A 22935-nucleotide genomic window follows, 5' to 3' on the forward strand; every position below is an offset into this window, starting at 1 on the left:
AAAGTCGTCTGCTGTACCACATAGAATCTTGGAGCGACGCCTCCGGCAAGCCGGAGGCGATACCCGTCAGTGTTCCACGGCGGCAGGAACCGCACGTGATGCTTTCACCGGCTGGGCGGCTTCACCAATGGTGTTGCGCAGGTGGCCCACGTTTTCGATTTCCACTTCAATGCTGTCGCCCGGCTTCATAAACAGCGGCGGCGTGCGTTTCTTGCCCACGCCCCCCGGCGACCCGGTGATGATGACGTCGCCGGCGCTCAGCGCGGTGAAAGTGCTGATGTATTCGATCAGGTCCGCCACCTTGTGGATCATGCTGGCGGTGTTGTCGTCCTGCACCATGTGACCGTTCAGGTAGGTGCGGATGGCCAGGGCGTGCGGGTCCGGAATTTCGTCACGGGTGGTGAGGTACGGCCCGAATGCGCCGGTCTTCTGCCAGTTCTTGCCGGCGGTAAACCAGCTGTGCTGCCAGTCACGGGCGGAGCCGTCCATGTAGCAGCTGTAGCCGGCGACAAACGACAGCGCCTCGTCACGGCTGATGTTCTGACCGTTTTTGCCGATGATGACCGCCAGTTCGCCTTCATAGTCGAACTCGCTGGAGTAGTGCGGCTTGAGCACCTGGGTGCCGTGACCGGTCTGCGAGTCGGCGAAGCGCACAAACAGCGTCGGGGCCGGGTTCTGTTCGTTGAATTCCTTGCGTTTGTCGGCATAGTTCATGCCGACGCACAGGATTTTGGATGGCGCCACAATCACCGGCAGGAAGGTCACGTCGGCCACGGCCACATCCGGGGTTTCGGTCTGGAAGGCGGCGGCGTCATGGAGCGCATCGCCCGCCAGCAACGCCTTCAGGTCCGGGTAACGGTTGCCGAGGCGGCTGCCCAAATCAATCAGACCCGCAGGCGTATGGATCCCGTAACTGTTTTTGCCCTGATGGCGGTAACTTGCAAGTTTCATAATCTTTCCCGTTTAAATAAGGCCGCGTGCTAACGCGGCGTTATTTGTTTTTTGTCATACACCGTCACACCAGGAACTTGCCGAGTACCAGCAAGGCCACGGAGACGTTGATTGCACCACCGATACGGGTAGCAATCTGAGCGAACGGCATCAGTACCATACGGTTGCCGGCAGTGAGGATAGCCACATCGCCGGTACCGCCCTGCCCGCTCTGGCAGCAGGAGATGATGGCAACATCAATCGGATGCATACCGATTTTCTTGCCAACAAAGAAACCGGTGGTAACCAGTGCCACCACAGTGGACACAATCACCAGCAGGTTAGTAATAGTGAACGCATGTACCAGTTCTTCCCAAGGGGTGATCGCCACACCAACAGCAAACAAAATTGGATAGGTCACTGATGTCTGGAAGAATTTGTAAACCACCTGTGAACCTTCCAGCAGGCGAGGCGAAGCACCATTAAGCAGCTTCACGATTACAGCAGCGAACAGCATACCCACCGGTGCCGGCAGACCGATCAGCTTGTGACCCAACATACCGATCATGTACAGCAGAACAGCCAGCAACGCACCCGCAGCCATATTGGTCGGATCCATCTTGCCGCTTACTGCGGTGGTCAGTGTAGCTGGCGCCTGTTCAGTGCTGTTCGCCTTATTCGGCATCAGTTCGCCTTCACCAGTCAGATGCGGATAACGTTTACCCAGTTGGTTCAGAACACCCGCGATGATGATGGCGGTCAGACTGCCCAGCATCACAATCGGCAGGATACGGCCCAGCGCGACGCCCTGTTCCATATGCAGCAGTGTGGCGTAACCAATAGAAAGCGGGATCGCCCCTTCACCTACACCACCAGCCATGATCGGCAGTACCAGGAAGAAGAAAATCTGGAACGGATCCATACCCAGCATAATGCCAACGCCCATACCAACCAGCATACCTACCACTTCACCGCACAACATGGGGAAGAAAATACGCAGGAAGCCCTGAATCAGCGTCTGGCGGTTCATACTCATGATGCTGCCGACGATGATGCAACAGATATACAGATACAGGATGTTGGTGGATTTATAGAATTTGGTCGTGGCGTCCACAACCACCTGTGGCAGCAGTCCGTAGTAAACCAGCGCAGACGGGATAAAGGTGGCGCAAATAGCAGCAGCCCCCATCTTGCCGATAAACGGTAAACGCTTACCAAATTCGCCACAGGCAAAACCAAAGAATGCCAACGTGGCGACCATCACTACGATATCGCTAGGCAGTTTGCCTTCCAGACAATCCAGAGCAATCAACAGCCCAGCCAGGATAAACAGCGGCACAGGAATAACACCAATTTTGTAGTTATCCAGAATGTGCCACCATTTTTCTTTTAATGAAGCCTTCCCAGAGGTCTCATCTTTTACAACAATATAAGAATCATCAGTGGTACTCATAACCTTCTCCCCTCGTTATTTTCCAGGGTATATTAAGAGGTCAACGACCGTTATTATGTGACAACTCTCAAATTAAAAAATGAGTTTTAATGGCACTTATGGTTTTTATGGTTTTAATTATTTTCTTATTTATTTTCAAATAATTAAATAATTTCATTTTGGAAGGTTTTTCGTGGTTTTTATGGTTTCTATGGTGCGAAAGGCTCTTATTTAAATAAGAATAGACATATGTTGATAAAAAGTAATTAAGATGTCTATTATGCGTGACGCTTTATTTACACCTTATTTAAAATAACAGAAAAGAGAATACTATTTTCACAATCTGCGCGAAACGCTTCACAAGACCATTTTTTATCCCCTTACTTTTACGCCATTCATGATAAATTAGCCACCTCCGATTCAATCGGTCTACCGGTGATTAGCACATTATGACTGTCAGACTATCGTTCCATCTCAAGCTGTTCATCTACCTGATGATCTTTTTTTCTCTGCTGCTTATCACTGTAGGGCTTTACTACTATCGGGCGGTAGATCAGCAGCTTTATGACGAATTGGGTAGCCGGGCACAGATTCAGGCGCGTGAAATCGCAATTATCCCTTCGCTTATCGAGGCAGTAAAACACCGCGACACCGCCACCATCGACGACCTGGTCGATCAAATCAAGGCGCGCAGCGACGCCAGCTTTATCGTCATCGGTGATCGCAACGCCACCCATCTGTATCATTCGGAAGAACCGTCATTGCTCGGTACCGACATGATCGGCGGCGATAATAAAGAGGTATTAGAGGGGCAAAGCACTATCACCCTACGGCGTGGGGCTATTGGTACCTCACTGCGCAGCAAGGCACCGATCATGGCAGGCGATCAGGTCATCGGTATCGTATCGGTAGGATATCTGAAAAAGCACATCGACAACCTGACACTTAGCAAAGCTGCTCATGTTGGCCTTGCTATCGTCGCTATGCTGGTTGCCCTATTCTTCTTTTCCTTGTGGTTCTCCCGTAATTTGAAAAAACAGATGTTCGGGCTGGAACCACTGGAAATCCGGCTGCTGGTGCGGCAACAAAAAGCGCTACTGGAATCTATTTATGAAGGTGTTATTGCCATCGATAAGCAACGCAACATTGCGGTTATCAACCATGCGGCCAAAGATCTGCTGGGTCTGGTGACGCCCTCATATCAACTGCGCGGCAAACTAATCGACGAGGTGATTACACCTGTCTCCTTTTTCTCCAGTGAAGAGATATGGACAACCGACACCCATGACGAGATCTGCCGTTTCAACCACATCACGGTGATTGCCAGTCGCGTACGCATTATGCTGGAAGATGAACTACAGGGCTGGGTGATCAGTTTTCGCGACAAGAACGATATTCACACCCTGAGTATGCAACTCAGTCAGGTCAAACGCTATGCCAACAGCCTGCGCATTTTGCGACACGAACAACTAAACTGGACTGCCACGCTGGCTGGGTTGCTGCACCTGCGTCGCTATGATGAAGCAGTACGCTACATTGAAGCGCAGTCCGAAGGGGCGCAGGTGGTTCTTGATTTCATCTCCAGTCGATTCTGTTCACCGGCGCTTTGTGGACTGCTGCTTGGCAAATACGCCAGCGCCCGTGAAAAAGGCATAGAACTACACTTTGATCCGCGCTGTCAGCTCAACAGTATCCCCGCCTCGCTCAATGAAACAGAGCTGATGTCAATTATTGGGAATTTAATCGATAATGCAGTAGAGGCCACACTTGCCAGTACCCGTACCTACTATCCTGTTGAAGTATATATACACGATGGCGAACAGGAATTGGTCATTGAAGTCGCTGATCAGGGTACAGGGATTGACCCGGCCCTTGCAGATCGGGTATTTGAAATGGGCGTCACCAGCAAACAGGAAGGCGATCACGGGTTGGGCCTGTATTTGGTTGCCAATTATGTCAGTCAGGCTCAGGGTGTGATCGAAGTTTCTGACAATTCGCCTTACGGCGCTATTTTTTCTATTTTTATTCCAAAAACCACCATATAACCAAAACCAGGGAATACGAGTATCATGTCGATTGCGAGCACCATGCCGACTGAACGACCTATTGAAAATTTCGACATTCTGATCGTCGAAGATGAAAGAAAGCTGGCAAATATCCACGCAGAATTTATTGAGAAAAACTTTGCGCTGCGAGTAGTGGGCATCGCCTCAACCCTGAACGAAGCCAAACGCATGTTGCAGCAGTACCGACCCCGATTGATGCTGTTGGACAACTACCTGCCGGACGGTGAAGGCGTTCAACTTATTGAAAGCGACCTGATGCGCAGTATTAATTGTTCGGTCATTTTCATTACCGCCGCCAGTGACATGAACACCTGTGCGCAAGCTATTCGGTGTGGAGCCTTTGATTACATCATCAAGCCAGTATCGTACCCTCGCTTGCGCTCATCGCTTGAACGGTTTATCCAATTTGTCAAAACCCAATATACCTACAAAGTCGTTGATCAGCAGAACGTGGACGTGCTCTACCAATTGCAGGCGTCCACTGTGCCTAATGGCCCCGGTAGTAAAGGTATTGAAGAGAACACACTCAGTCTGATCAAACAGATTTTTCAGAACCAACCGGAAACGCTGTTTTCCGTGGATGAGGTCGTGGAGAAAACTGGACTGAGTAAAACCACTGCCCGACGTTATCTGGAATACGGGCTTGAAAACCAGTTTCTGGATGTAGAGATGCGTTACGGCAAGATTGGACATCCCCGGCGTCTGTATCGTAAAAAACATCTGGACTGACACACGCTCAGCTACCCTATTCTTTTCCTTAAGCCTGTCGGCTGCCACTCGCCGGCATGGCTCCTCTGTAGCTATCGGGCATCGTTCGATTCCGAGAGCGTTAGTAGCCAGCATAATGCTACAGGCACCGCACGTTTGAGGATGCCAGATTCAGTCAACGGTCTAAGCCTGATTAGGCATTTCTCCAAAATAGCAGCCTTACAGCGTAAAAAACAGCCATACCGCAAAATACAACTACATATCCAAGACGATTGGGCTTCTTTCTAAACGCACTGACTTAATCGTTTTGACGTTATCTTCACGTACGGCCCACTACTGGCGGGCCGTTTTTACATCCACCATGTTTTTACATCCACCATGCTAAGCCGATAATCCAGTCAGCTGCCGCCGTTACATCCTAAAACACCATGGTCATCGGGTCCGGATGCTGATACTCAAACCCTAGTTCACTACAAATCCGCTGCCCGTCGATCAATCTGGCCTGCGCCGGGTCGCCCGACAGAAATTGCGGCGGCTCCAGCCTCATCTGGCGCGCCTGTTCCGGATAAAAATCCTGTTTAGCCGGATGTCCCGATGCGCACAAATTGTAGAGGTGACCACCGTGTGGACGCTGTAGCAACAGCGCGATAGCACTGATCACATCTTCCAAATGGACCAGATTCACACCATGACTGCCATCCGGAAGATCTCGACGCCCGGCAAGAAAACGTCCCGGATGACGGTTATTTCCTACCAGCCCGGCCAGCCGCAAAATATCCACTTCGGTATGCGGCAGTGCGTGCAACCATTGCTCAAGCGCCAGTAAAACCTTACCTGTACCGGTTTCTGGCTGTAACGGACTACTTTCTTTCACCCGACCGCTGACCGAACCGTAAACCGAAATGGAACTGGTGTACATAATGCGCGGCACCCCATGAGCCAATGCGCTATCGACCACCTGCTGTACCGCCTGCAGATAAGTACCGCCCGCGCGCTCAAGTCGCCCTGGCGGCAAGGTGATAATCAACGCATCCACATTCAGCAAGAGATCCAACTCATCAGGTTCGCACTCTAATTCCGGCGTCAGCGACAGTCGATAACACTCCACTCCCGACAACTGTGCTGCGGTTACCCCATCATCAGTGCTTTTGCTGCCGACCACTTGATACCCGCGGTTCTGTAACGCCAACGCCAGCGGCATCCCCAGCCAGCCAAGCCCGATTATCGATACCTTTTTCATCGTTGTTCTCCTGACTCCCCAGCGTAGATATCCCCGGTTCAATACTCTGTGCGTTCAATACTCTGTGCTTTTCATTATGTACCCTTATCGCCCATCTGGCGGTAATGTGATTTATACACTGTGGGTAAAAAAATGTTGCACTATCACATCAACATGGTTTAGGTTAACCGGCAGGCAACATCACTTTGTATTTTACGATAAAGAGACGAATTCATGTTACGTGTCAACATTAACCACCATCATCACCATCACCCTGATTAGTCTTTCAGGCGATAGGTGCTGGAAGACACTCAGAATCTTCCAGTGGCGGTAGACGCGTAAGAAAAGCCCCCGGAAGATCGATTCCGGGGGCTTTTTTTTGGGCCGGGAATTTTAAAAAGCCTGCTTAACAGGCATCACAGACAGGATAAATTGAGGTTCACATGCTGGATAAAACACGTTTACGTATCGCAATGCAGAAATCAGGCCGCCTGAGCGACGACTCACGGGAACTACTGGCCCGCTGCGGCATCAAAATCAACCTGCATCAGCAGCGCCTGATTGCGTTTGCCGAAAACATGCCTATCGATATTCTGCGCGTACGCGATGACGATATTCCGGGGCTGGTGATGGATGGCGTGGTCGATTTAGGTATCATCGGTGAAAACGTGCTGGAAGAAGAGTTGCTTAACCGTCGCGCTCAAGGCGAAGATCCACGCTATTTCACGCTGCGCCGGCTGGATTTTGGTGGTTGTCGCTTGTCGCTGGCAATGCCGCTTGATGAGGAATACACCGGTCCGCAATGTCTGCAAAACAAACGTATCGCCACATCCTATCCGCACCTGCTCAAACAGTACCTCGATAAACACGGTGTTAACTTCAAATCCTGCCTGCTTAACGGCTCAGTGGAAGTCGCGCCGCGCGCCGGTCTTGCTGACGCTATCTGCGATCTGGTTTCCACCGGCGCGACGCTCGAAGCCAATGGTCTGCGTGAAGTGGAAGTGATTTATCGTTCCAAAGCCTGCCTGATTCAACGTGACGGCGAGATGCCAGCCGAGAAGCAGCAGTTGATCGACAAACTGTTAACCCGTATGCAGGGCGTGATTCAGGCACGCGAATCCAAATACATCATGTTGCACGCGCCCAGTGAACGTCTGGATGAAATTATCGCGCTGTTGCCAGGCGCGGAACGTCCCACCATCCTGCCGCTGGCTGGCGACCAAAACCGCGTCGCTATGCACATGGTCAGCAGCGAAACCCTGTTCTGGGAAACCATGGAAAAACTGAAGGTGCTGGGCGCCAGCTCTATTCTGGTGCTGCCGATTGAAAAGATGATGGAGTAATGCCATGAGCAACCGCTTCAACACCCTAATTGACTGGCAAGCCTGCACTGAAGAGAAACAACGTCAGTTGCTGACCCGCCCGGCTATCTCCGCCTCCGATAGCATCAGCGCGATTGTCGCAGAGATTCTGGCAAAGGTACGTAACGATGGCGATGCCGCGCTGCGTGAGTACAGCGCCCGCTTTGACAAGGTGCAAGTCGATAGCTTGCGTGTATCAGCCGAAGCCATTGACGCCGCCGTTGCACGGCTGGGCGATGACATTAAACAGGCCATGGCGACCGCCGTGCGCAACATTGAAACCTTTCACAACGCACAAAAATTTCCGCCAGTCAGCGTAGAAACCCAACCCGGCGTACGTTGCCAGCAGGTAACCCGCCCGATTGCCAACGTGGGGCTGTATATTCCCGGCGGTTCCGCTCCGCTGCTCTCCACCGTATTGATGCTGGCAACCCCGGCACGTATCGCCGAATGTCAGCGCGTGATTCTGTGTTCACCGCCGCCCATCGCCGACGAAATTTTGTATGCAGCAAAATTGTGCGGTGTACAAGAAGTCTTCCAGTTAGGTGGCGCACAAGCGATTGCCGCCATGGCGTTTGGCACCGACAGCGTGCCGAAGGTGGATAAGATTTTCGGCCCCGGTAACGCTTATGTCACCGAAGCTAAGCGTCAGGTTAGTCAGTTGCTCGACGGCGCAGCCATAGACATGCCAGCCGGTCCGTCCGAAGTGCTGGTGATCGCCGACAGCGGTGCCACGCCGGATTTCGTCGCCTCAGACCTGCTGTCGCAGGCGGAGCACGGCCCGGATTCACAAGTTATCCTGCTGACGCCGGATGCGGACATGGCGCAGGCGGTCATCGACGCGGTAGAACGCCAGTTGACCACGTTATCCCGCGCTGACATTGCCCGTCAGGCGCTGTCCAGTAGCCGGGTTATCGTCGCACGCGATCTGGACCAGTGCATTGATATCAGTAATCAATACGGCCCGGAGCACCTGATTATCCAGACACGTAATGCCGAAACGCTGGTTGATCGCATCACCAGCGCTGGTTCAGTATTTTTGGGTGACTGGTCACCGGAATCTGCTGGCGACTACGCGTCCGGCACCAATCATGTGCTGCCGACCTACGGTTACACTGCCACCTACTCTAGTCTGGGGTTGGCTGATTTCCAGAAACGCATGACGGTACAACAGCTGTCGCCACAAGGTTTGCTGGGGCTGGCATCAACCATCGAAATCATGGCACAGGCCGAACAACTGACCGCCCACAAAAACGCCGTCACCCTGCGCGTCAATGCCCTCAAGGAGCAAGCATGAGTATTGAGAATCTGGCTCGTGATAACGTCCGCCGCCTGACCCCGTATCAGTCTGCTCGTCGTTTGGGAGGAAAAGGTGACGTATGGTTAAACGCCAACGAGTATCCGCAAGCGCCGAACTATCAGCTTACTTTACAGACGCTCAACCGTTATCCGGAATGCCAACCTGCACAGGTCATTGAACGTTATGCGGCGTACGCCGGTGTTGCACCGGAACAGGTGCTGGTCAGCCGCGGTGCCGATGAGGGTATCGAGCTATTAATCCGTGCGTTCTGCGAACCGGGTAAAGATGCCATTATGTTCTGTCCGCCGACTTACGGTATGTACGCCGTCAGCGCGGAAACGTTGGGTGTGGAGCGTCGTATTGTGTCGGCAACTACCGACTGGCAACTGGATTTAGCGGCTATTGAAGGCGCGCTGGATAACGTCAAGGTGATTTATGTCTGTTCACCTAACAATCCGACCGGTAATCTGATCAATCCAGACGATTTACGTCGATTGCTGGAGCTGGCGCGTGACCGCGCTATCGTCGCTATCGACGAAGCCTATATTGAGTTTTGTCCACAGGCGACGACAACTGGCTGGCTGGCCCACTATCCGCATCAGGTGGTGTTGCGTACCCTGTCCAAGGCTTTCGCGTTAGCTGGTCTGCGCTGCGGTTTTACTCTCGCCAGTGCCGAGGTTATCCAACTGCTGTTGAAAGTGATCGCCCCCTACCCACTGGCGCTGCCGGTCGCGGATATCGCCGCACAGGCTCTGAGTGAAGACGGCATCGCGACCATGCGACGCAATGTGGCCGAACTCAGTGAAAATCGCCGCTGGCTAAGTGACTCGCTGAAAACGCTACCGAACGTGGAAACGGTATACGCCAGTGAAAGCAATTACCTGCTGGTGCGCTTTGCTGATTCGCCAGCAGTCTTCAAGTCCTTGTGGGATCAAGGCATCATTTTACGTGATCAGAACAAACAGCCGGGGCTGGCAGGTTGTCTGCGTATTTCTATCGGCACCCGTTACGAGTGCGAACGTGTCATCAGTGCGCTACAGGCATTGTCAGGTAAAACAGCATAATTAGAGGAATCACCGTGGGATTAAAGTATCTTTTTATTGACCGTGACGGCACGCTGATTGCCGAACCGCCCGAAGACTATCAGGTTGACCGGCTGGATAAGCTGGCTTTAGAACCGGATGTTATTCCGTCGCTGCTTACTCTGCAAAAAGCCGGTTTCAAGCTGGTGATGATCACTAATCAGGATGGGTTGGGCACCAGCAGCTTCCCACAGGAAGATTTCGACCCGCCACACAACCTGATGATGCAGATTTTTACATCGCAAGGCATTCGCTTCGAACGAGTGCTGATTTGTCCGCACTTCCCTGGCGACAACTGTGACTGTCGCAAACCGAAAACCGCGTTGGTAGACGCTTTCCTGAAAGACAACGTGATGGATAGCGCCAACAGTTTTGTGATTGGCGACCGAGAAACCGATATTCAACTGGCGCAAAACATGGGCATCACCGGCCTGCGTTATCAACGAGATAGCCTCAACTGGCAGGCGATTACCGCCCAATTGACCAAACGCGATCGTCACGCCCATGTCAACCGTGTAACGCGTGAAACCGCTATTGATGTCAATGTCTGGCTGGACCGCGAAGGCGGCAGCAAGATCCATACCGGAGTCGGCTTTTTCGACCACATGCTGGACCAGATTGCTACCCACGGCGGTTTTCGCCTCAACATCGACGTAAAAGGCGATCTGTATATCGACGATCACCACACGGTAGAAGATACCGGGCTGGCGCTGGGTGAAGCGTTAAACAACGCGCTGGGAGACAAACGCGGCATTGGCCGCTTTGGCTTTGTGCTGCCGATGGATGAATGTCTCGCGCGCTGCGCACTTGATATCTCTGGCCGTCCGCATCTGGAATATAAGGCAGAGTTCAACTATCAACGCGTCGGTGATCTCAGTACCGAAATGGTGGAACACTTCTTTCGTTCCCTCTCCTACGCGATGGGCTGTACCCTGCACCTGAAAACCAAAGGGCGTAACGATCATCATCGTGTCGAAAGTCTGTTCAAGGTGTTTGGCCGTGCACTGCGTCAGGCTATCCGAGTGGAGGGCGATACCCTGCCCAGTTCCAAAGGAGTGCTGTGATGAACGTAGTGATTCTGGATACCGGCTGCGCCAACCTGTCATCCGTGAGGTATGCGGTCAAGCGACTGGGCTACGATCCACTGGTCAGCCGCGAACCGGAAGTGGTATTACGCGCCGATAAACTGTTTCTGCCGGGCGTCGGTACCGCACAAGCAGCGATGGATCTATTGGCCGAGCGTCAGTTAATCAGCCTGATAAAAGCCTGTACCCAGCCGGTGCTGGGCATCTGCCTGGGGATGCAGTTGCTGGGTAGCCGCAGCGACGAAACCGGCGGTATCGACACATTAGGGATTATCGATACACCGGTCGTACAGATGGCAGACCGCGGCCTGCCTCTGCCGCACATGGGCTGGAATCAGGTCACACCGCAGGCTGGTCACCGCTTGTTCCGCGATATTCCAGATGGCTCGTACTTTTATTTTGTGCACAGTTACGCTATGCCGGTGTGCGCCAATACCATTGCCCAATCCCACTATGGCGATGCGTTTACCGCCGCGGTGCAGAAAGATAACTTCTATGGCGTCCAGTTCCATCCGGAACGCTCCGGTGCGGCAGGCGCGCAGCTACTAAAGAATTTTCTGGAGATGTAAACGGACATGATTATTCCCGCATTAGACCTGATTGATGGACAGGTGGTCCGTTTGCATCAGGGTGATTATGGTCAACAGCGCCAGTACGGCAGTGACCCGCTGCCCCGCTTGCAAGACTATCAGCAGCAAGGCGCGCAGGTGTTGCATCTGGTAGATTTGACCGGGGCCAAAGATCCGGCGGCACGCCAGATTCCATTGCTTAAAACACTGCTGGCAGGAGTTTCCGTACCGGTACAGGTCGGCGGCGGTATCCGTACCGAGCAGGATGTCGAGGCATTGTTGGCGGCTGGCGCCAGCCGTGTGGTGATTGGTTCCACCGCAGTAAAACAGCCGGAGCAAGTACAACAATGGTTCACCCGCTATGGTGCGGATGCATTGGTATTGGCTCTGGATGTGCGTATTGACGCAGACGGCGTGAAAAACATCGCTATCAGCGGCTGGCAGGAAAATTCCGGTATCACACTGGAGCAAACCGTAGAAAGCTACCTGCGCTTCGGCCTCAAACACGTGCTCTGTACTGATATCTCCCGCGACGGCACATTGCAGGGTTCTAACGTCGAACTGTACCGTGAAATCAGCACCCGCTATCCGCAGGTGGCATTTCAGGCGTCCGGCGGCATTGGTTCGCTGGCGGATATCGCCGCCCTACGCAGTAGCGGCGTACAAGGCGTGATTGTTGGTCGGGCCTTGCTGGAAGGTAAATTCAACGTGACGGAGGCGATTTCATGCTGGCAAAACGGATAATCCCTTGTCTGGACGTGCGCGACGGTCAGGTTGTGAAGGGCGTGCAGTTCCGTAATCATGAAATTATTGGCGATATCGTACCGTTGGCGCAGCGTTACGCACAGGAAGGCGCGGATGAGCTGGTGTTTTACGATATCACCGCGTCATCTGATGGTCGGGTGGTGGATAAAAGCTGGGTGTCCCGTGTAGCGGAAGTGATCGACATTCCATTCTGCGTTGCCGGCGGCATCAAAAGCGTGGAAGACGCCGGGCAAATCCTCTCTTTCGGGGCGGATAAAATCTCCATCAACTCACCAGCACTTGCAGATCCGGATCTGATTTCACGTCTGGCTGATCGCTATGGCGTACAATGCATTGTCGTTGGTATCGATACCTGGCACGACGCCGAAACCGGTCGTTATCATGTCAATCAATACACCGGCGATGAAAAACGTACCCGTGTTACACAGTGGGAAACTCTTGACTGGGTGCAGGAAGTGCAGAAACGCGGCGCTGGTGAAATTGTACTGAACATGATGAATCAGGACGGCGTACGTAACGGCTATGATCTGACGCAACTACGACAGGTACGCGATGTCTGTCAGGTTCCATTGATCGCGTCCGGCGGTGCAGGCACCATGCAACACTTCTTTGAGGCGTTTCAGGATGCCGGGGTGGACGGCGCGCTGGCCGCGTCGGTATTCCACAAGCAAATCATCAATATTGGCGAACTCAAACAGTTCCTTAAGCAACAAGGCGTGGAGATCCGGGTGTGTTAACCGAACAACAACGAAGCCAACTCGACTGGCAAAAAACCGATGGCATGATGCCCGCCATCGTACAACATGCGGTTTCCGGTGAGGTGCTGATGCTGGGCTACATGAATCAGGAGGCGCTACAGGTCACGGAAAAAAGCGGGAAGGTCACGTTTTACTCCCGTACCAAACAGCGTTTATGGACCAAAGGCGAATCTTCCGGTCATTTCCTCAACGTGGTATCCATTACGCCGGATTGTGATAACGACACGCTGCTGATTCTGGTCAACCCAATCGGCCCAACCTGTCATCTGGGCAACAATAGCTGTTTCCACCCGGCAGAGACACAGTGGCAGTTCTTATATCAGTTAGAGCAGCTTCTTGCGGAGCGTAAGAATGCCGACCCGGCCAGTTCCTATACCGCACAGCTGTACGCCAGCGGCACCAAGCGCATCGCCCAGAAGGTTGGTGAAGAAGGGTTGGAAACCGCGCTGGCCGCCACTGTGCATGACCGGGAAGAATTGACCAATGAAGCCTCTGATTTGGTCTATCACCTTCTGGTGCTATTGCAGGATCAGGAACTGGATTTAGGCACTATCATTCAGCGTCTGAAAGCACGTCACACGAAATAACCCGTCCTGCCCGCTTTATCACCGGTAAAGCGGTTTTTTGTCTATAGAAACCTTTAAACCTGACTGTGGGTTTTCTATAGACAAAAAATAGCACCCAAATGGGTGCTATCTATAAAACAGGCGTTACGGCTGACTAATCAACCATAAATGTTGGCGCGGTCACGTAGCTCTTTACCCGGTTTGAAATGAGGAACATATTTGCCTTCCAGTTCCACTTTCTCACCAGTTTTCGGATTACGGCCTAAGCGCGGCGCACGGTAGTGGAGTGAAAAACTGCCAAACCCACGGATTTCGATGCGATCACCGCTGGCCAGTGTTGTGGCCATCTGTTCCAGCATCTCTTTCACCGCATCCTCAACCACCTTGGCCGGGATATGAGATTGCTGTCCAGCAAGTCTTTCGATAAGTTCAGACTTGGTCATGATTCCTCCAAGCATGTGGTCAGTTAATGCCACGTTAACTTACTACCGTTTGAGGTTGGGCAGCAAGCGAGAGAGCTGCCCAACCCACCGTCATTACTCGCCTTTTGCAGCTTTGAAAGCTTCCGCCATGGCGTTAGAGAAGTTGCTTTCTTCCTGTTTGTTGTTAACAGAAGCAATAGCATCTTTCTCATCAGCTTCATCCTTGGCACGGATGGACAAGCTGACAACGCGGTTTTTACGATCAACGCCAGTGTATTTAGCTTCGATCTCGTCACCTACGCTCAGAACCAGCGTTGCGTCTTCGATGCGGTCACGAGAGGCTTCAGAAGCACGCAGATAACCTTCAACGCCATCAGCTAATTCAACTGTAGCACCTTTGGCATCAACTGCAGTGACTTTACCTGTAACAATTGCACCTTTTTTGTTAACAGACAGGTAGTTGTTGAACGGGTCTTCAGCCAGCTGTTTCACGCCCAGGGAGATACGTTCACGCTCTGCGTCAACCTGCAGAACAACAGCAGCGATTTCGTCACCTTTCTTGTATTCGCGAACGGCTTCTTCGCCAGCCACGTTCCAGGAGATGTCGGACAGGTGCACCAGACCATCAATGCCGCCATCCAGACCGATGAAGATACCGAAGTCAGTAATAGACTTGATCTTACCTTCTACGCGGTCACCCTTGTTGTGGGTTTCAGCAAACTGCTGCCACGGATTGGCTTTGCACTGTTTCAGGCCCAGAGAGATACGGCGACGTTCTTCGTCGATATCCAGAACCATAACTTCCACCACATCACCCACGTTAACCACTTTGGACGGATGGATGTTTTTGTTGGTCCAATCCATTTCGGAAACGTGCACCAGACCTTCAACGCCTTCTTCGATTTCTACGAAGCAGCCATAATCAGTCAGGTTGGTTACGCGGCCAGTCAGCTTGGTGCCTTCCGGGTAACGTTTAGCGATAGCTACCCACGGATCTTCGCCCAGTTGCTTCAGACCCAGGGAAACACGGGTACGCTCGCGATCAAATTTCAGCACTTTGACAGTGATTTCATCGCCAACATTGACGATTTCGCTCGGATGCTTAACGCGTTTCCAGGCCATATCGGTGATGTGCAGCAGGCCGTCAACGCCGCCCAGGTCAACGAATGCGCCGTAGTCAGTGAGGTTCTTGACGATACCTTTGACTTCCATACCTTCCTGCAGGTTTTCCAGCAGTTGGTCGCGTTCAGCACTGTTTTCAGATTCGATAACAGCACGACGAGAAACAACGACGTTATTGCGTTTCTGGTCCAGCTTGATAACTTTGAACTCAAGCTCTTTGCCTTCCAGATGCAGGGTGTCACGTACCGGACGAACATCTACCAGAGAACCTGGCAGGAACGCACGGATACCGTTCAGCTCAACGGTGAAACCACCTTTTACTTTACCGTTGATAACACCGGTAACAGTAGCAGCTTCTTCGTAAGCTTTTTCCAGCATCAGCCATGCTTCGTGACGTTTAGCCTTCTCACGAGACAGCAGGGTTTCACCGAAGCCGTCTTCTACCGCGTCCAGAGCTACGTCTACTTCATCACCAACCTGGATTTCAATTTCACCCTGCGCGTTTTTAAACTGTTCTACCGGAATGGCAGATTCAGATTTCAGGCCGGCATCAACCAGGACAACATCCTTATCAATGGCAACCACAACGCCACGAACAATGGAACCTGGGCGGGTTTCGATTTCTTTCAGGGATTCTTCAAAGAGTTGAGCAAAAGATTCAGTCATGTTGATAATCTTTGGGTTTTTAAATTTAACGTCCATCTGGCTTCCTGCTCGATGGGGTTGTTTCACATCCCCACAGCATCCTTGCGGCGGGGTAAAAAAACAGAAATCAGGCCGATTGAGGCAATATCTGGCGAACATACGCCAGCGCTAACTCGACCACTTCGTCCAGCGTCATGTTCGTGGAATCCAGCACCAGCGCATCCGGTGCAGGCACCAAAGGCGCAACCGCACGATTCCGGTCACGGTCATCACGCTCTTTAATCTCGGACAAAAGACGTTCAAAGTTAACATTAAAGCCCTTCGCCTGCAACTGAAGCATACGACGTTTGGCGCGTTCCTCCGCACTGGCATCCAAAAATATCTTCACCGGCGCATCCGGAAATACCACCGTTCCCATATCTCGCCCATCGGCAATTAACCCAGGTGCATCTCGAAACGCACGCTGGCGACGCAGCAACGCTTCACGCACTCGTGGAAATACCGCTGCCTGGGATGCCGTATTGCCTACTTCCTGGGTTCGAATCTCATTGCTGACATCCTCACCTTCCAGAATCACTTTCAGTTGCCCGTCTTCTGGAACAAATCGCACATCAAGGTGCGACGCAATTGGGACCAACGCTTCCTCAGATGCAATATCCACCTGATGGTGCAACGCCGCCAATGCCAGCACGCGATAAATCGCGCCCGAATCCAGCAGATTCCACTGCAACGCATTTGCCAGCGCCTTGCACAAGGTTCCCTTACCTGCGCCACCGGGCCCGTCAACCGTAATTACCGGTTCAGTCACCGCCATTTCTCACTCCTCAAAACCAGGAAATGCATGTCTTATTACAGACAATATACCGGGTCATTATACCCTTTTGTGGCAGTAAGCGTGAGATTAAAGGCTTATTACTGCAGAAAATCGGGAAAATGTTGTAATACCCAGAGTATAACGCTAAAAAAATATCGCACAGAGCTGTCTCATTACCCTGTGCGTCAGCAAATTAATTGCGCTGGCTCAGGCGTTCCAATTGCTGGAAATAGTCTGGAAACGTTTTAGCAGTACATTTAGGATCAAGGATGGTAACCGGCGTATCAGATAACGCCACCAGCGAGAAGCACATCGCCATGCGATGATCATTGTAAGTACCAATCTCAGCCGCTTTCAGTTGCGCCGGTGGCGTAATGCGAATGTAGTCATGCCCTTCTTCTACCTCAGCACCGACCTTACGCAGTTCCGTTGCCATAGCCGCCAGACGATCAGTTTCTTTTACACGCCAGTTGTAGATGTTGCGCAGCGTCGTTGTCCCCCCTTTGGCAAACAGCGCGGCAGTAGCGATGGTCATTGCCGCATCGGGGATATGATTCATGTCCATATCAATAGCGTGAAGTTCTCCACGCTGGCACTCAATATAGTCTGCTCCCCAACGAACCTGTGCCCCCATTTTCTCCAGCACATCAGCAAAGCGGATATCACCTTGCACACTGTGACGACCGACACCGGTCACGCGTACCGTTCCTCCCCGAATAGCGGCAGCCGCCAGAAAATAAGAAGCGGAGGATGCATCACCTTCCACCAGATAATGCCCCGGTGATTGGTAATGCTGATTACCCGCAACCATAAAAGTCTGGTAATCGTTATTAGTCACCATGATGCCGAATGTCTTCATCATGTGCAGGGTAATATCGATGTAAGGTTTGGAAACCAGATCGCCCTTAATGCTGATGCGAGTATCCTGTTTAGCCAACGGCGCCGTCATTAACAGGGCGGTAAGAAACTGGCTTGATACCGAGCCGTCTACACTTATCTCTCCACCCTGAAAACCACCCTTCAGGCGCAACGGCGGATAGTTTTCCTGCTCCAGATAATCGATACCAGCTCCCCCTTGACGCAACGCATCGACCAAATGACCAATCGGGCGCTCTTTCATTCTAGGTTCACCGGTCAATACGATATCGCCATCTGCCAGGCACAACGCTGCTGCAAGCGGACGCATCGCCGTCCCCGCATTCCCCAAAAACAGTTCCAGCGGCGCAGACGCCGTCAATGCCCCTCCCATACCGACGATTTCGCACTCGGTACGACTGGCCGACAAGCGATATTCAACGCCTAATGCACTTAGTGCATTGAGCATATGGCGAACATCGTCGCTATCGAGCAGATTGGTAAGGTGCGTGGTACCTTTTGCCAGTGCCGCTAATAGTAACGCGCGATTAGAAACACTTTTAGAACCCGGCAAATTGATTGTACCGTTAATAAATGAGATCGGTTGTAGGGTCAGGGATTCCTGCATGTGAAACATGTTCTCCAAGAGTTAACACAAAAACCCCGGCCAGATAACCGGGGTTTAAATCAGAAACAGCACATTAGCGCGCTATATTTATCAATTTATCAGCCGTGGCGACGCTCAAAATCGGCCATGAACTCCGTCAATGCTTTTACGCCATCCAGCGGCATAGCGTTATAAATGGACGCACGCATACCGCCTACAACACGGTGGCCTTTCAACGCGTGCAGGCCAGCCGCCTGAGCTTCCTGCAGGAATATCGGGTCTAATGCAGCATCTGCCAATTGGAACGGCACATTCATACGAGAACGGCTGGACTGAACAACATCATTACGATAAAAATCGCTGCCATCGATAGTGGCATACAACAGCTCAGCCTTGGCCTGATTGCGTTTTTCAATCTCCAGCAGGCCGCCTTGCTCTTTCAACCACTTAAACACCATACCGGACAGATACCAGGCAAAGGTCGGCGGCGTGTTGAACATAGAATCGTTATCAGCCAGAAGCTTATAATCCAGAATAGACGGCAGTTCGCGGCGTGCTTTACCGATGAGGTCATCTCGCACAATGACCAGGGTCAGGCCGGCTGGCCCCACATTTTTCTGCGCGCCCGCATAAATCACCCCGTAACGACTCACATCCAGCGGTCGGGACAAAATACTGGATGAATAATCCGCCACCACGATTTTATCACCAAAATTAGGATCTTCTTCGATAGCCAGACCGTCAATAGTCTCATTCGGGCAATAATGTACATAAGCAGCATCATCGGACAACGCCCACTCGCGCATCGGTTTTATGCCACGCAGCCCATCAACACGGGTTTTCACATCAATAACATTGGGGGTGAGATATTTCTCAGCTTCCTTGACGGCGCTGTATGCCCAGTAACCGCCATCGATATAATCAGCTTTATTATTGTCACCCAGCAAATTGAGCGGCACTGCAGCAAACTGAGCGCGCGCGCCGCCATGGCAAAACAATACTTTGTAATTCGAGGGGATTTTCAGTAAGTCGCGCAAATCCTGCTCAGATTCACTGGCCACTTGCATAAACTCTTTACTACGGTGGCTGATTTCCATTACCGATGTACCCAGCCCATGCCAGTTGCATAGTTCTTGTTCTGCACGACGCAACACTTCTACCGGTAACATAGCTGGACCAGCACTAAAATTAAAAACCTGAGTCATTTCCCCTCACCACATATCAAAGCGACTTGTCTCGTCGCATCCGTTTACCCTGCCATCGGTTTTATCATTCGTCTTTCCTGCCTGCAATGCTTATCACCCCTGATGTCTGAAAACTTGCGCTCTTGTCCGCCTGTTATCGTCCCAGGCGATACATCTGTTACATTGTCGTCGGGAAGCACCACGCAATACGCAACATGCAGGATAGAGTCGGTACACAAAACCACGTATGATGCAGCCTCCTCATAACACATTCAGGTTCGAACCATGACCCAAACGTTTATCCCAGGCAAAGACGCCGCCCTGGAAGATTCCATCGCCCGTTTTCAACAACAGCTCCTCGACCTGGGGTTCAACATCGAAGAAGCATCCTGGCTGAATCCGGTGCCCAACGTCTGGTCGGTACATATTCGTGACCGCGATTGCGCCTTGTGTTTCACCAATGGTAAAGGTGCGACCCGGAAAGCCGCACTGGCTTCGGCACTGGGTGAATACTTCGAACGGCTGTCCACCAACTACTTTTTTGCCGACTTCTATCTGGGCCAACAGATCGCCGAAAGCGAATTCGTGCATTATCCCGACGAGAAGTGGTTCCCACTTCCCGAAGATGACAGCCTGCCGGAAGGTATACTGGATACCCGTCTGCACGCCTTCTATGACCCGGACCAACAGCTTGTCGCCAGCGACCTTATTGATCTGCAATCAGGCAACCACAGCCGCGGCATCTGCGCTCTACCGTTTACCCGGCAGTCCGATCAGCAGACGGTTTATATCCCGATGAACATCATCGGTAATTTGTACGTGTCGAACGGCATGTCGGCAGGCAATACCCGCAATGAAGCGCGTGTTCAGGGGCTGTCAGAAGTATTCGAACGCTATGTGAAGAATCGCATTATCGCTGAAGCCATCAGCCTGCCGTCGATCCCGGCTGAAGTGTTATCACGTTACCCAGGCGTGGTGGAAGCGATTGCTACGCTGGAACAGGAAGGTTTCCCGATCTTTGCTTATGACGCTTCTCTCGGCGGCCACTACCCAGTTATCTGCGTAGTGCTGCTCAACCCGGCCAATGGCACCTGTTTTGCATCGTTTGGCGCACATCCGGATTTTGGCGTCGCGCTGGAACGTACCGTCACCGAACTGTTGCAAGGCCGTGGACTGAAAGATCTGGACGTGTTCACGCCGCCGACATTCGATAATGAGGAAGTTGCCGAACACACCAATCTGGAAACCCATTTTATCGATTCCAGCGGTCTAATCTCCTGGGACCTGTTCAAAAACCAGCCAGACTATGCCTTCGCCGACTGGGATTTCAGCGGCACGACCGAGCAGGAATTTGCGACGCTGATGGCAATCTTCGATAAAGAAGACAAAGAGGTGTATATCGCAGATTACGAGCATCTGTCAGTGTACGCCTGCCGCATTCTGGTGCCTGGCATGTCGGACATCTACCCGGCAGAGGACCTGCTGCTGGCGAACAACAGCATGGGAGCGCATCTACGCGAAACACTGTTATCCTTACCAGACAGCCAATGGGAAAAAGAAGATTATCTGGCCCTGCTGCAGCAACTTGATGATGAAGGATTGGATGACTTTACCCGTGTGCGCGAGTTGCTGGGGATCGCAACCGGCAAAGATAATGGCTGGTTTACACTACGTATTGGCGAACTGAAATCCATGCTGGCGCTGGCTGGCGGCGATCTGGAGCAGGCGTTAAGCTGGGCGGAGTGGTCGCTGGATTTCAATCAGTCTGTCTTTTCACCAGCACGCAGTAATTATTACCGCTGTCTACAAACGCTGCTGCAACTGGCTCTGGAACCTGAGCTCGACCCCGCGCAATACTATGATGCTTTCGTGCGCATGTATGGACAGGATGCAGTGGAGACGGCAAGCGCCGCTATTTCCGGTGAGCAGTGCTTCTATGGCTTGTTCACAGTGGATACTGACCTGAAAGCGTTGCCTGCCCATCAGTCGTTATTGGCAGCTTATGAAAAATTGCAACGCGCTAAGCGCAAGCACTGGCAGGTAAAAAAATAAGCTTTGTAGCAGTTAGCCGGATGACTATTACGTCATCCGGGATACCACACTATTAAACGATTTAACGTTTACATGCACTGCGTTCTGTATACTGTCATCATCGAATCGACTATCTAATATTACCGAATTTCATAGTTATCCCTTGTTTCTATATGGGTATATTACATCACCGCTAATATTTATTTTTATAAAGGCATTATTGTTACCGAATGGTGAAAAATAAATTAAATAACATAAAACCGAAGTGAAATAATACTACAAAAGCTTATTTTATTTAACTTAAAACATGCCAGACTCATTCTGTTTTCAACTGTTTTTATAATTTTTAAAAAATATTTTTTTATTTAAAATCAATTATATAAAAAGAAAATGACCTATAAATCCTCTTCTGATCAGCCTAATAAATTCCAGCGGTATGATCCACGTCAAATTATGACGAATAACCCTTTGTTAGTATCTCACCGTAGATAAATTTTAAGAGAGAGTTAGTGTGAAAGCTGACAACCCCTTCACCTTGTTATTACCGTCGGCAATGGCGAAAGTCGCTGAAGATGCCGGTGTCTATAAAGCAACAAAACAACCGCTTACTGCGTTTTTTCTGGCAATCACTGCCGGTGTGTTCATCTCAACTGCATTCGTTTTTTATATTACTGCAACTACAGGTTCCTCATCCATGCCGTACGGTATGGCTAAACTGGTAGGCGGCATCTGCTTCTCTATGGGATTGATGCTGGTAGTTATCTGCGGTGCAGACCTGTTTACTTCCACCGTGTTGACTGTTATCGCCAAAGCCAGTGGTCGTATTACCTGGAAACAGTTGGGATTAAACTGGCTCAATGTATATTTCGGCAATTTAATTGGCGCTTTGTTTTTTGTTGCGCTGATCTGGTTTTCCGGTGAATACATGGTAGCGAATGGTGCCTGGGGCCTGAATGTGCTTCAGACGGCTAACCACAAACTGGAACATACGTTTGTCGAAGCGTTATGCCTTGGGATACTGGCGAACCTGATGGTCTGCCTGGCAGTCTGGATGAGCTACTCTGGTCGTACTCTGACTGACAAAATGCTGGCCATGATTCTGCCTGTTGCCATGTTCGTTGCCAGCGGCTTCGAGCACAGTATCGCTAATATGTTCATGATCCCGATGGGGATTGTAGTTAAGAATTTTGCTTCAGACACATTCTGGCACGCCATCAGTATGACGCCGGGCCAGTTTGAGCACTTGACCATCAGCAATTTTATTGTCGACAACCTGATTCCCGTCACGATCGGCAACATTATTGGCGGTGGATTGCTGGTAGGGTTGACCTATTGGGTCATCTATTTGCGCGGTGGAGATCAGCACTAAGCTGCTGTCGGCCGCAACGTCGGGTTATAAAAATCCAAATCAAAG

Annotated in this window: 19 protein-coding genes, 1 pseudogene and 1 other annotated feature; of the genes and pseudogenes, 12 read left to right on the forward strand and 8 right to left on the reverse strand. The window is 51.5% G+C overall.

Annotated elements, in window-relative coordinates; translation table 11 throughout:
• Positions 1 to 66: 66 nt before the first annotated feature.
• Positions 67 to 951, reverse strand: a complete 885-nt coding sequence (locus Dpoa569_RS10405) for a fumarylacetoacetate hydrolase family protein (protein WP_042870262.1) — start codon at positions 949 to 951, stop codon at positions 67 to 69.
• Positions 952 to 1015: 64 nt separating this feature from the next.
• On the reverse strand, positions 1016 to 2383 hold the full coding sequence (locus tag Dpoa569_RS10410; protein ID WP_042870261.1) for a 2-hydroxycarboxylate transporter family protein: 1368 nt from the start codon (positions 2381 to 2383) through the stop codon (positions 1016 to 1018).
• A gap of 428 nt (positions 2384 to 2811) precedes the next feature.
• On the opposite strand from Dpoa569_RS10410, the pseudogene Dpoa569_RS10415 reads away from it, so the two are divergent.
• A pseudogene (locus Dpoa569_RS10415) lies at positions 2812 to 4460 on the forward strand (ATP-binding protein).
• Positions 4432 to 5157: a response regulator gene (locus tag Dpoa569_RS10420; RefSeq protein ID WP_042870259.1), complete on the forward strand. Its 726-nt coding sequence runs from the start codon at positions 4432 to 4434 to the stop codon at positions 5155 to 5157. Before Dpoa569_RS10415 ends, Dpoa569_RS10420 begins: the two are co-directional and overlap by 29 nt.
• A 397-nt stretch (positions 5158 to 5554) precedes the next feature.
• Here the strand turns inward: Dpoa569_RS10420 and Dpoa569_RS10425 are convergent, their stop codons facing one another.
• Complete coding sequence (locus Dpoa569_RS10425) at positions 5555 to 6376, reverse strand: SDR family oxidoreductase (RefSeq protein WP_042870257.1); 822 nt, start codon at positions 6374 to 6376, stop codon at positions 5555 to 5557.
• 236 nt (positions 6377 to 6612) lie between these two features.
• Positions 6613 to 6736 (forward strand) — a sequence feature (His leader region).
• Positions 6737 to 6798: 62 nt separating this feature from the next.
• Here Dpoa569_RS10425 and hisG point away from each other — a divergent pair.
• Genes hisG through hisIE form a run of 8 tightly spaced genes read left to right on the forward strand, consistent with a single transcriptional unit; the run spans position 6799 to position 13862 of the window.
• Positions 6799 to 7698, forward strand: a complete 900-nt coding sequence (gene hisG, locus Dpoa569_RS10430) for an ATP phosphoribosyltransferase (RefSeq protein WP_042870255.1) — start codon at positions 6799 to 6801, stop codon at positions 7696 to 7698.
• A 4-nt stretch (positions 7699 to 7702) separates the two neighbouring features.
• On the forward strand, positions 7703 to 9013 hold the full coding sequence (hisD, locus tag Dpoa569_RS10435) for a histidinol dehydrogenase (RefSeq protein ID WP_042870253.1): 1311 nt from the start codon (positions 7703 to 7705) through the stop codon (positions 9011 to 9013).
• Positions 9010 to 10080: a histidinol-phosphate transaminase gene (hisC, locus tag Dpoa569_RS10440; RefSeq protein WP_042870252.1), complete on the forward strand. Its 1071-nt coding sequence runs from the start codon at positions 9010 to 9012 to the stop codon at positions 10078 to 10080. The genes hisD and hisC overlap by 4 nt, the downstream gene beginning before the upstream one ends.
• 14 nt (positions 10081 to 10094) lie before the next feature.
• Positions 10095 to 11162, forward strand: a complete 1068-nt coding sequence (hisB, locus tag Dpoa569_RS10445; RefSeq protein ID WP_042870249.1) for a bifunctional histidinol-phosphatase/imidazoleglycerol-phosphate dehydratase HisB — start codon at positions 10095 to 10097, stop codon at positions 11160 to 11162.
• Positions 11162 to 11752, forward strand: coding sequence for an imidazole glycerol phosphate synthase subunit HisH (hisH, locus tag Dpoa569_RS10450; protein ID WP_042870247.1), 591 nt, complete (start codon positions 11162 to 11164; stop codon positions 11750 to 11752). The genes hisB and hisH overlap by 1 nt, the downstream gene beginning before the upstream one ends.
• A gap of 6 nt (positions 11753 to 11758) precedes the next feature.
• A complete protein-coding gene (hisA, locus tag Dpoa569_RS10455; protein ID WP_042870245.1) occupies positions 11759 to 12496 on the forward strand; it encodes a 1-(5-phosphoribosyl)-5-[(5-phosphoribosylamino)methylideneamino]imidazole-4-carboxamide isomerase in 738 nt (245 codons plus the stop codon).
• Positions 12478 to 13254 carry an imidazole glycerol phosphate synthase subunit HisF gene (gene hisF / locus Dpoa569_RS10460; protein WP_042870243.1) on the forward strand — a complete coding sequence of 259 codons (777 nt, stop codon included), beginning with the start codon at positions 12478 to 12480 and terminating at the stop codon, positions 13252 to 13254. Before hisA ends, hisF begins: the two co-directional genes overlap by 19 nt.
• Positions 13248 to 13862, forward strand: a complete 615-nt coding sequence (gene hisIE / locus Dpoa569_RS10465) for a bifunctional phosphoribosyl-AMP cyclohydrolase/phosphoribosyl-ATP diphosphatase HisIE (RefSeq protein ID WP_042870241.1) — start codon at positions 13248 to 13250, stop codon at positions 13860 to 13862. Before hisF ends, hisIE begins: the two co-directional genes overlap by 7 nt.
• Positions 13863 to 13999: 137 nt before the next feature.
• On the opposite strand, the gene ihfB is transcribed toward hisIE, so the two are convergent.
• The 5 genes from ihfB to serC all read right to left on the reverse strand — a co-directional run bounded on the left by ihfB (position 14000) and on the right by serC (position 19511).
• A complete protein-coding gene (gene ihfB, locus Dpoa569_RS10470) occupies positions 14000 to 14284 on the reverse strand; it encodes an integration host factor subunit beta (protein ID WP_042870239.1) in 285 nt (94 codons plus the stop codon).
• Positions 14285 to 14377: 93 nt separating this feature from the next.
• The gene (gene rpsA, locus Dpoa569_RS10475) at positions 14378 to 16051 is read right to left on the reverse strand and encodes a 30S ribosomal protein S1 (protein ID WP_042873892.1); all 1674 of its coding nucleotides are present in this window, start codon (positions 16049 to 16051) and stop codon (positions 14378 to 14380) included.
• Between the two features lie 106 nt (positions 16052 to 16157).
• Positions 16158 to 16844 (reverse strand): (d)CMP kinase, encoded by a 687-nt coding sequence (gene cmk, locus Dpoa569_RS10480; protein WP_042870237.1) that lies wholly within the window; start codon positions 16842 to 16844, stop codon positions 16158 to 16160.
• 193 nt (positions 16845 to 17037) lie between these two features.
• Complete coding sequence (gene aroA / locus Dpoa569_RS10485; protein WP_042873891.1) at positions 17038 to 18327, reverse strand: 3-phosphoshikimate 1-carboxyvinyltransferase; 1290 nt, start codon at positions 18325 to 18327, stop codon at positions 17038 to 17040.
• Between the two features lie 98 nt (positions 18328 to 18425).
• The gene (serC, locus tag Dpoa569_RS10490; protein WP_042870235.1) at positions 18426 to 19511 is read right to left on the reverse strand and encodes a 3-phosphoserine/phosphohydroxythreonine transaminase; all 1086 of its coding nucleotides are present in this window, start codon (positions 19509 to 19511) and stop codon (positions 18426 to 18428) included.
• Between the two features lie 264 nt (positions 19512 to 19775).
• Here serC and ycaO point away from each other — a divergent pair, with 264 nt between their 5' ends.
• Complete coding sequence (ycaO, locus tag Dpoa569_RS10495) at positions 19776 to 21542, forward strand: 30S ribosomal protein S12 methylthiotransferase accessory factor YcaO (RefSeq protein WP_042870233.1); 1767 nt, start codon at positions 19776 to 19778, stop codon at positions 21540 to 21542.
• Positions 21543 to 22032: 490 nt separating this feature from the next.
• Positions 22033 to 22890, forward strand: coding sequence for a formate transporter FocA (focA, locus tag Dpoa569_RS10500; RefSeq protein ID WP_042870231.1), 858 nt, complete (start codon positions 22033 to 22035; stop codon positions 22888 to 22890).
• Positions 22891 to 22935 lie beyond the last annotated feature (45 nt).

This window comes from Dickeya poaceiphila (genome assembly GCF_007858975.2).
Lineage (GTDB): Bacteria > Pseudomonadota > Gammaproteobacteria > Enterobacterales > Enterobacteriaceae > Dickeya > Dickeya poaceiphila.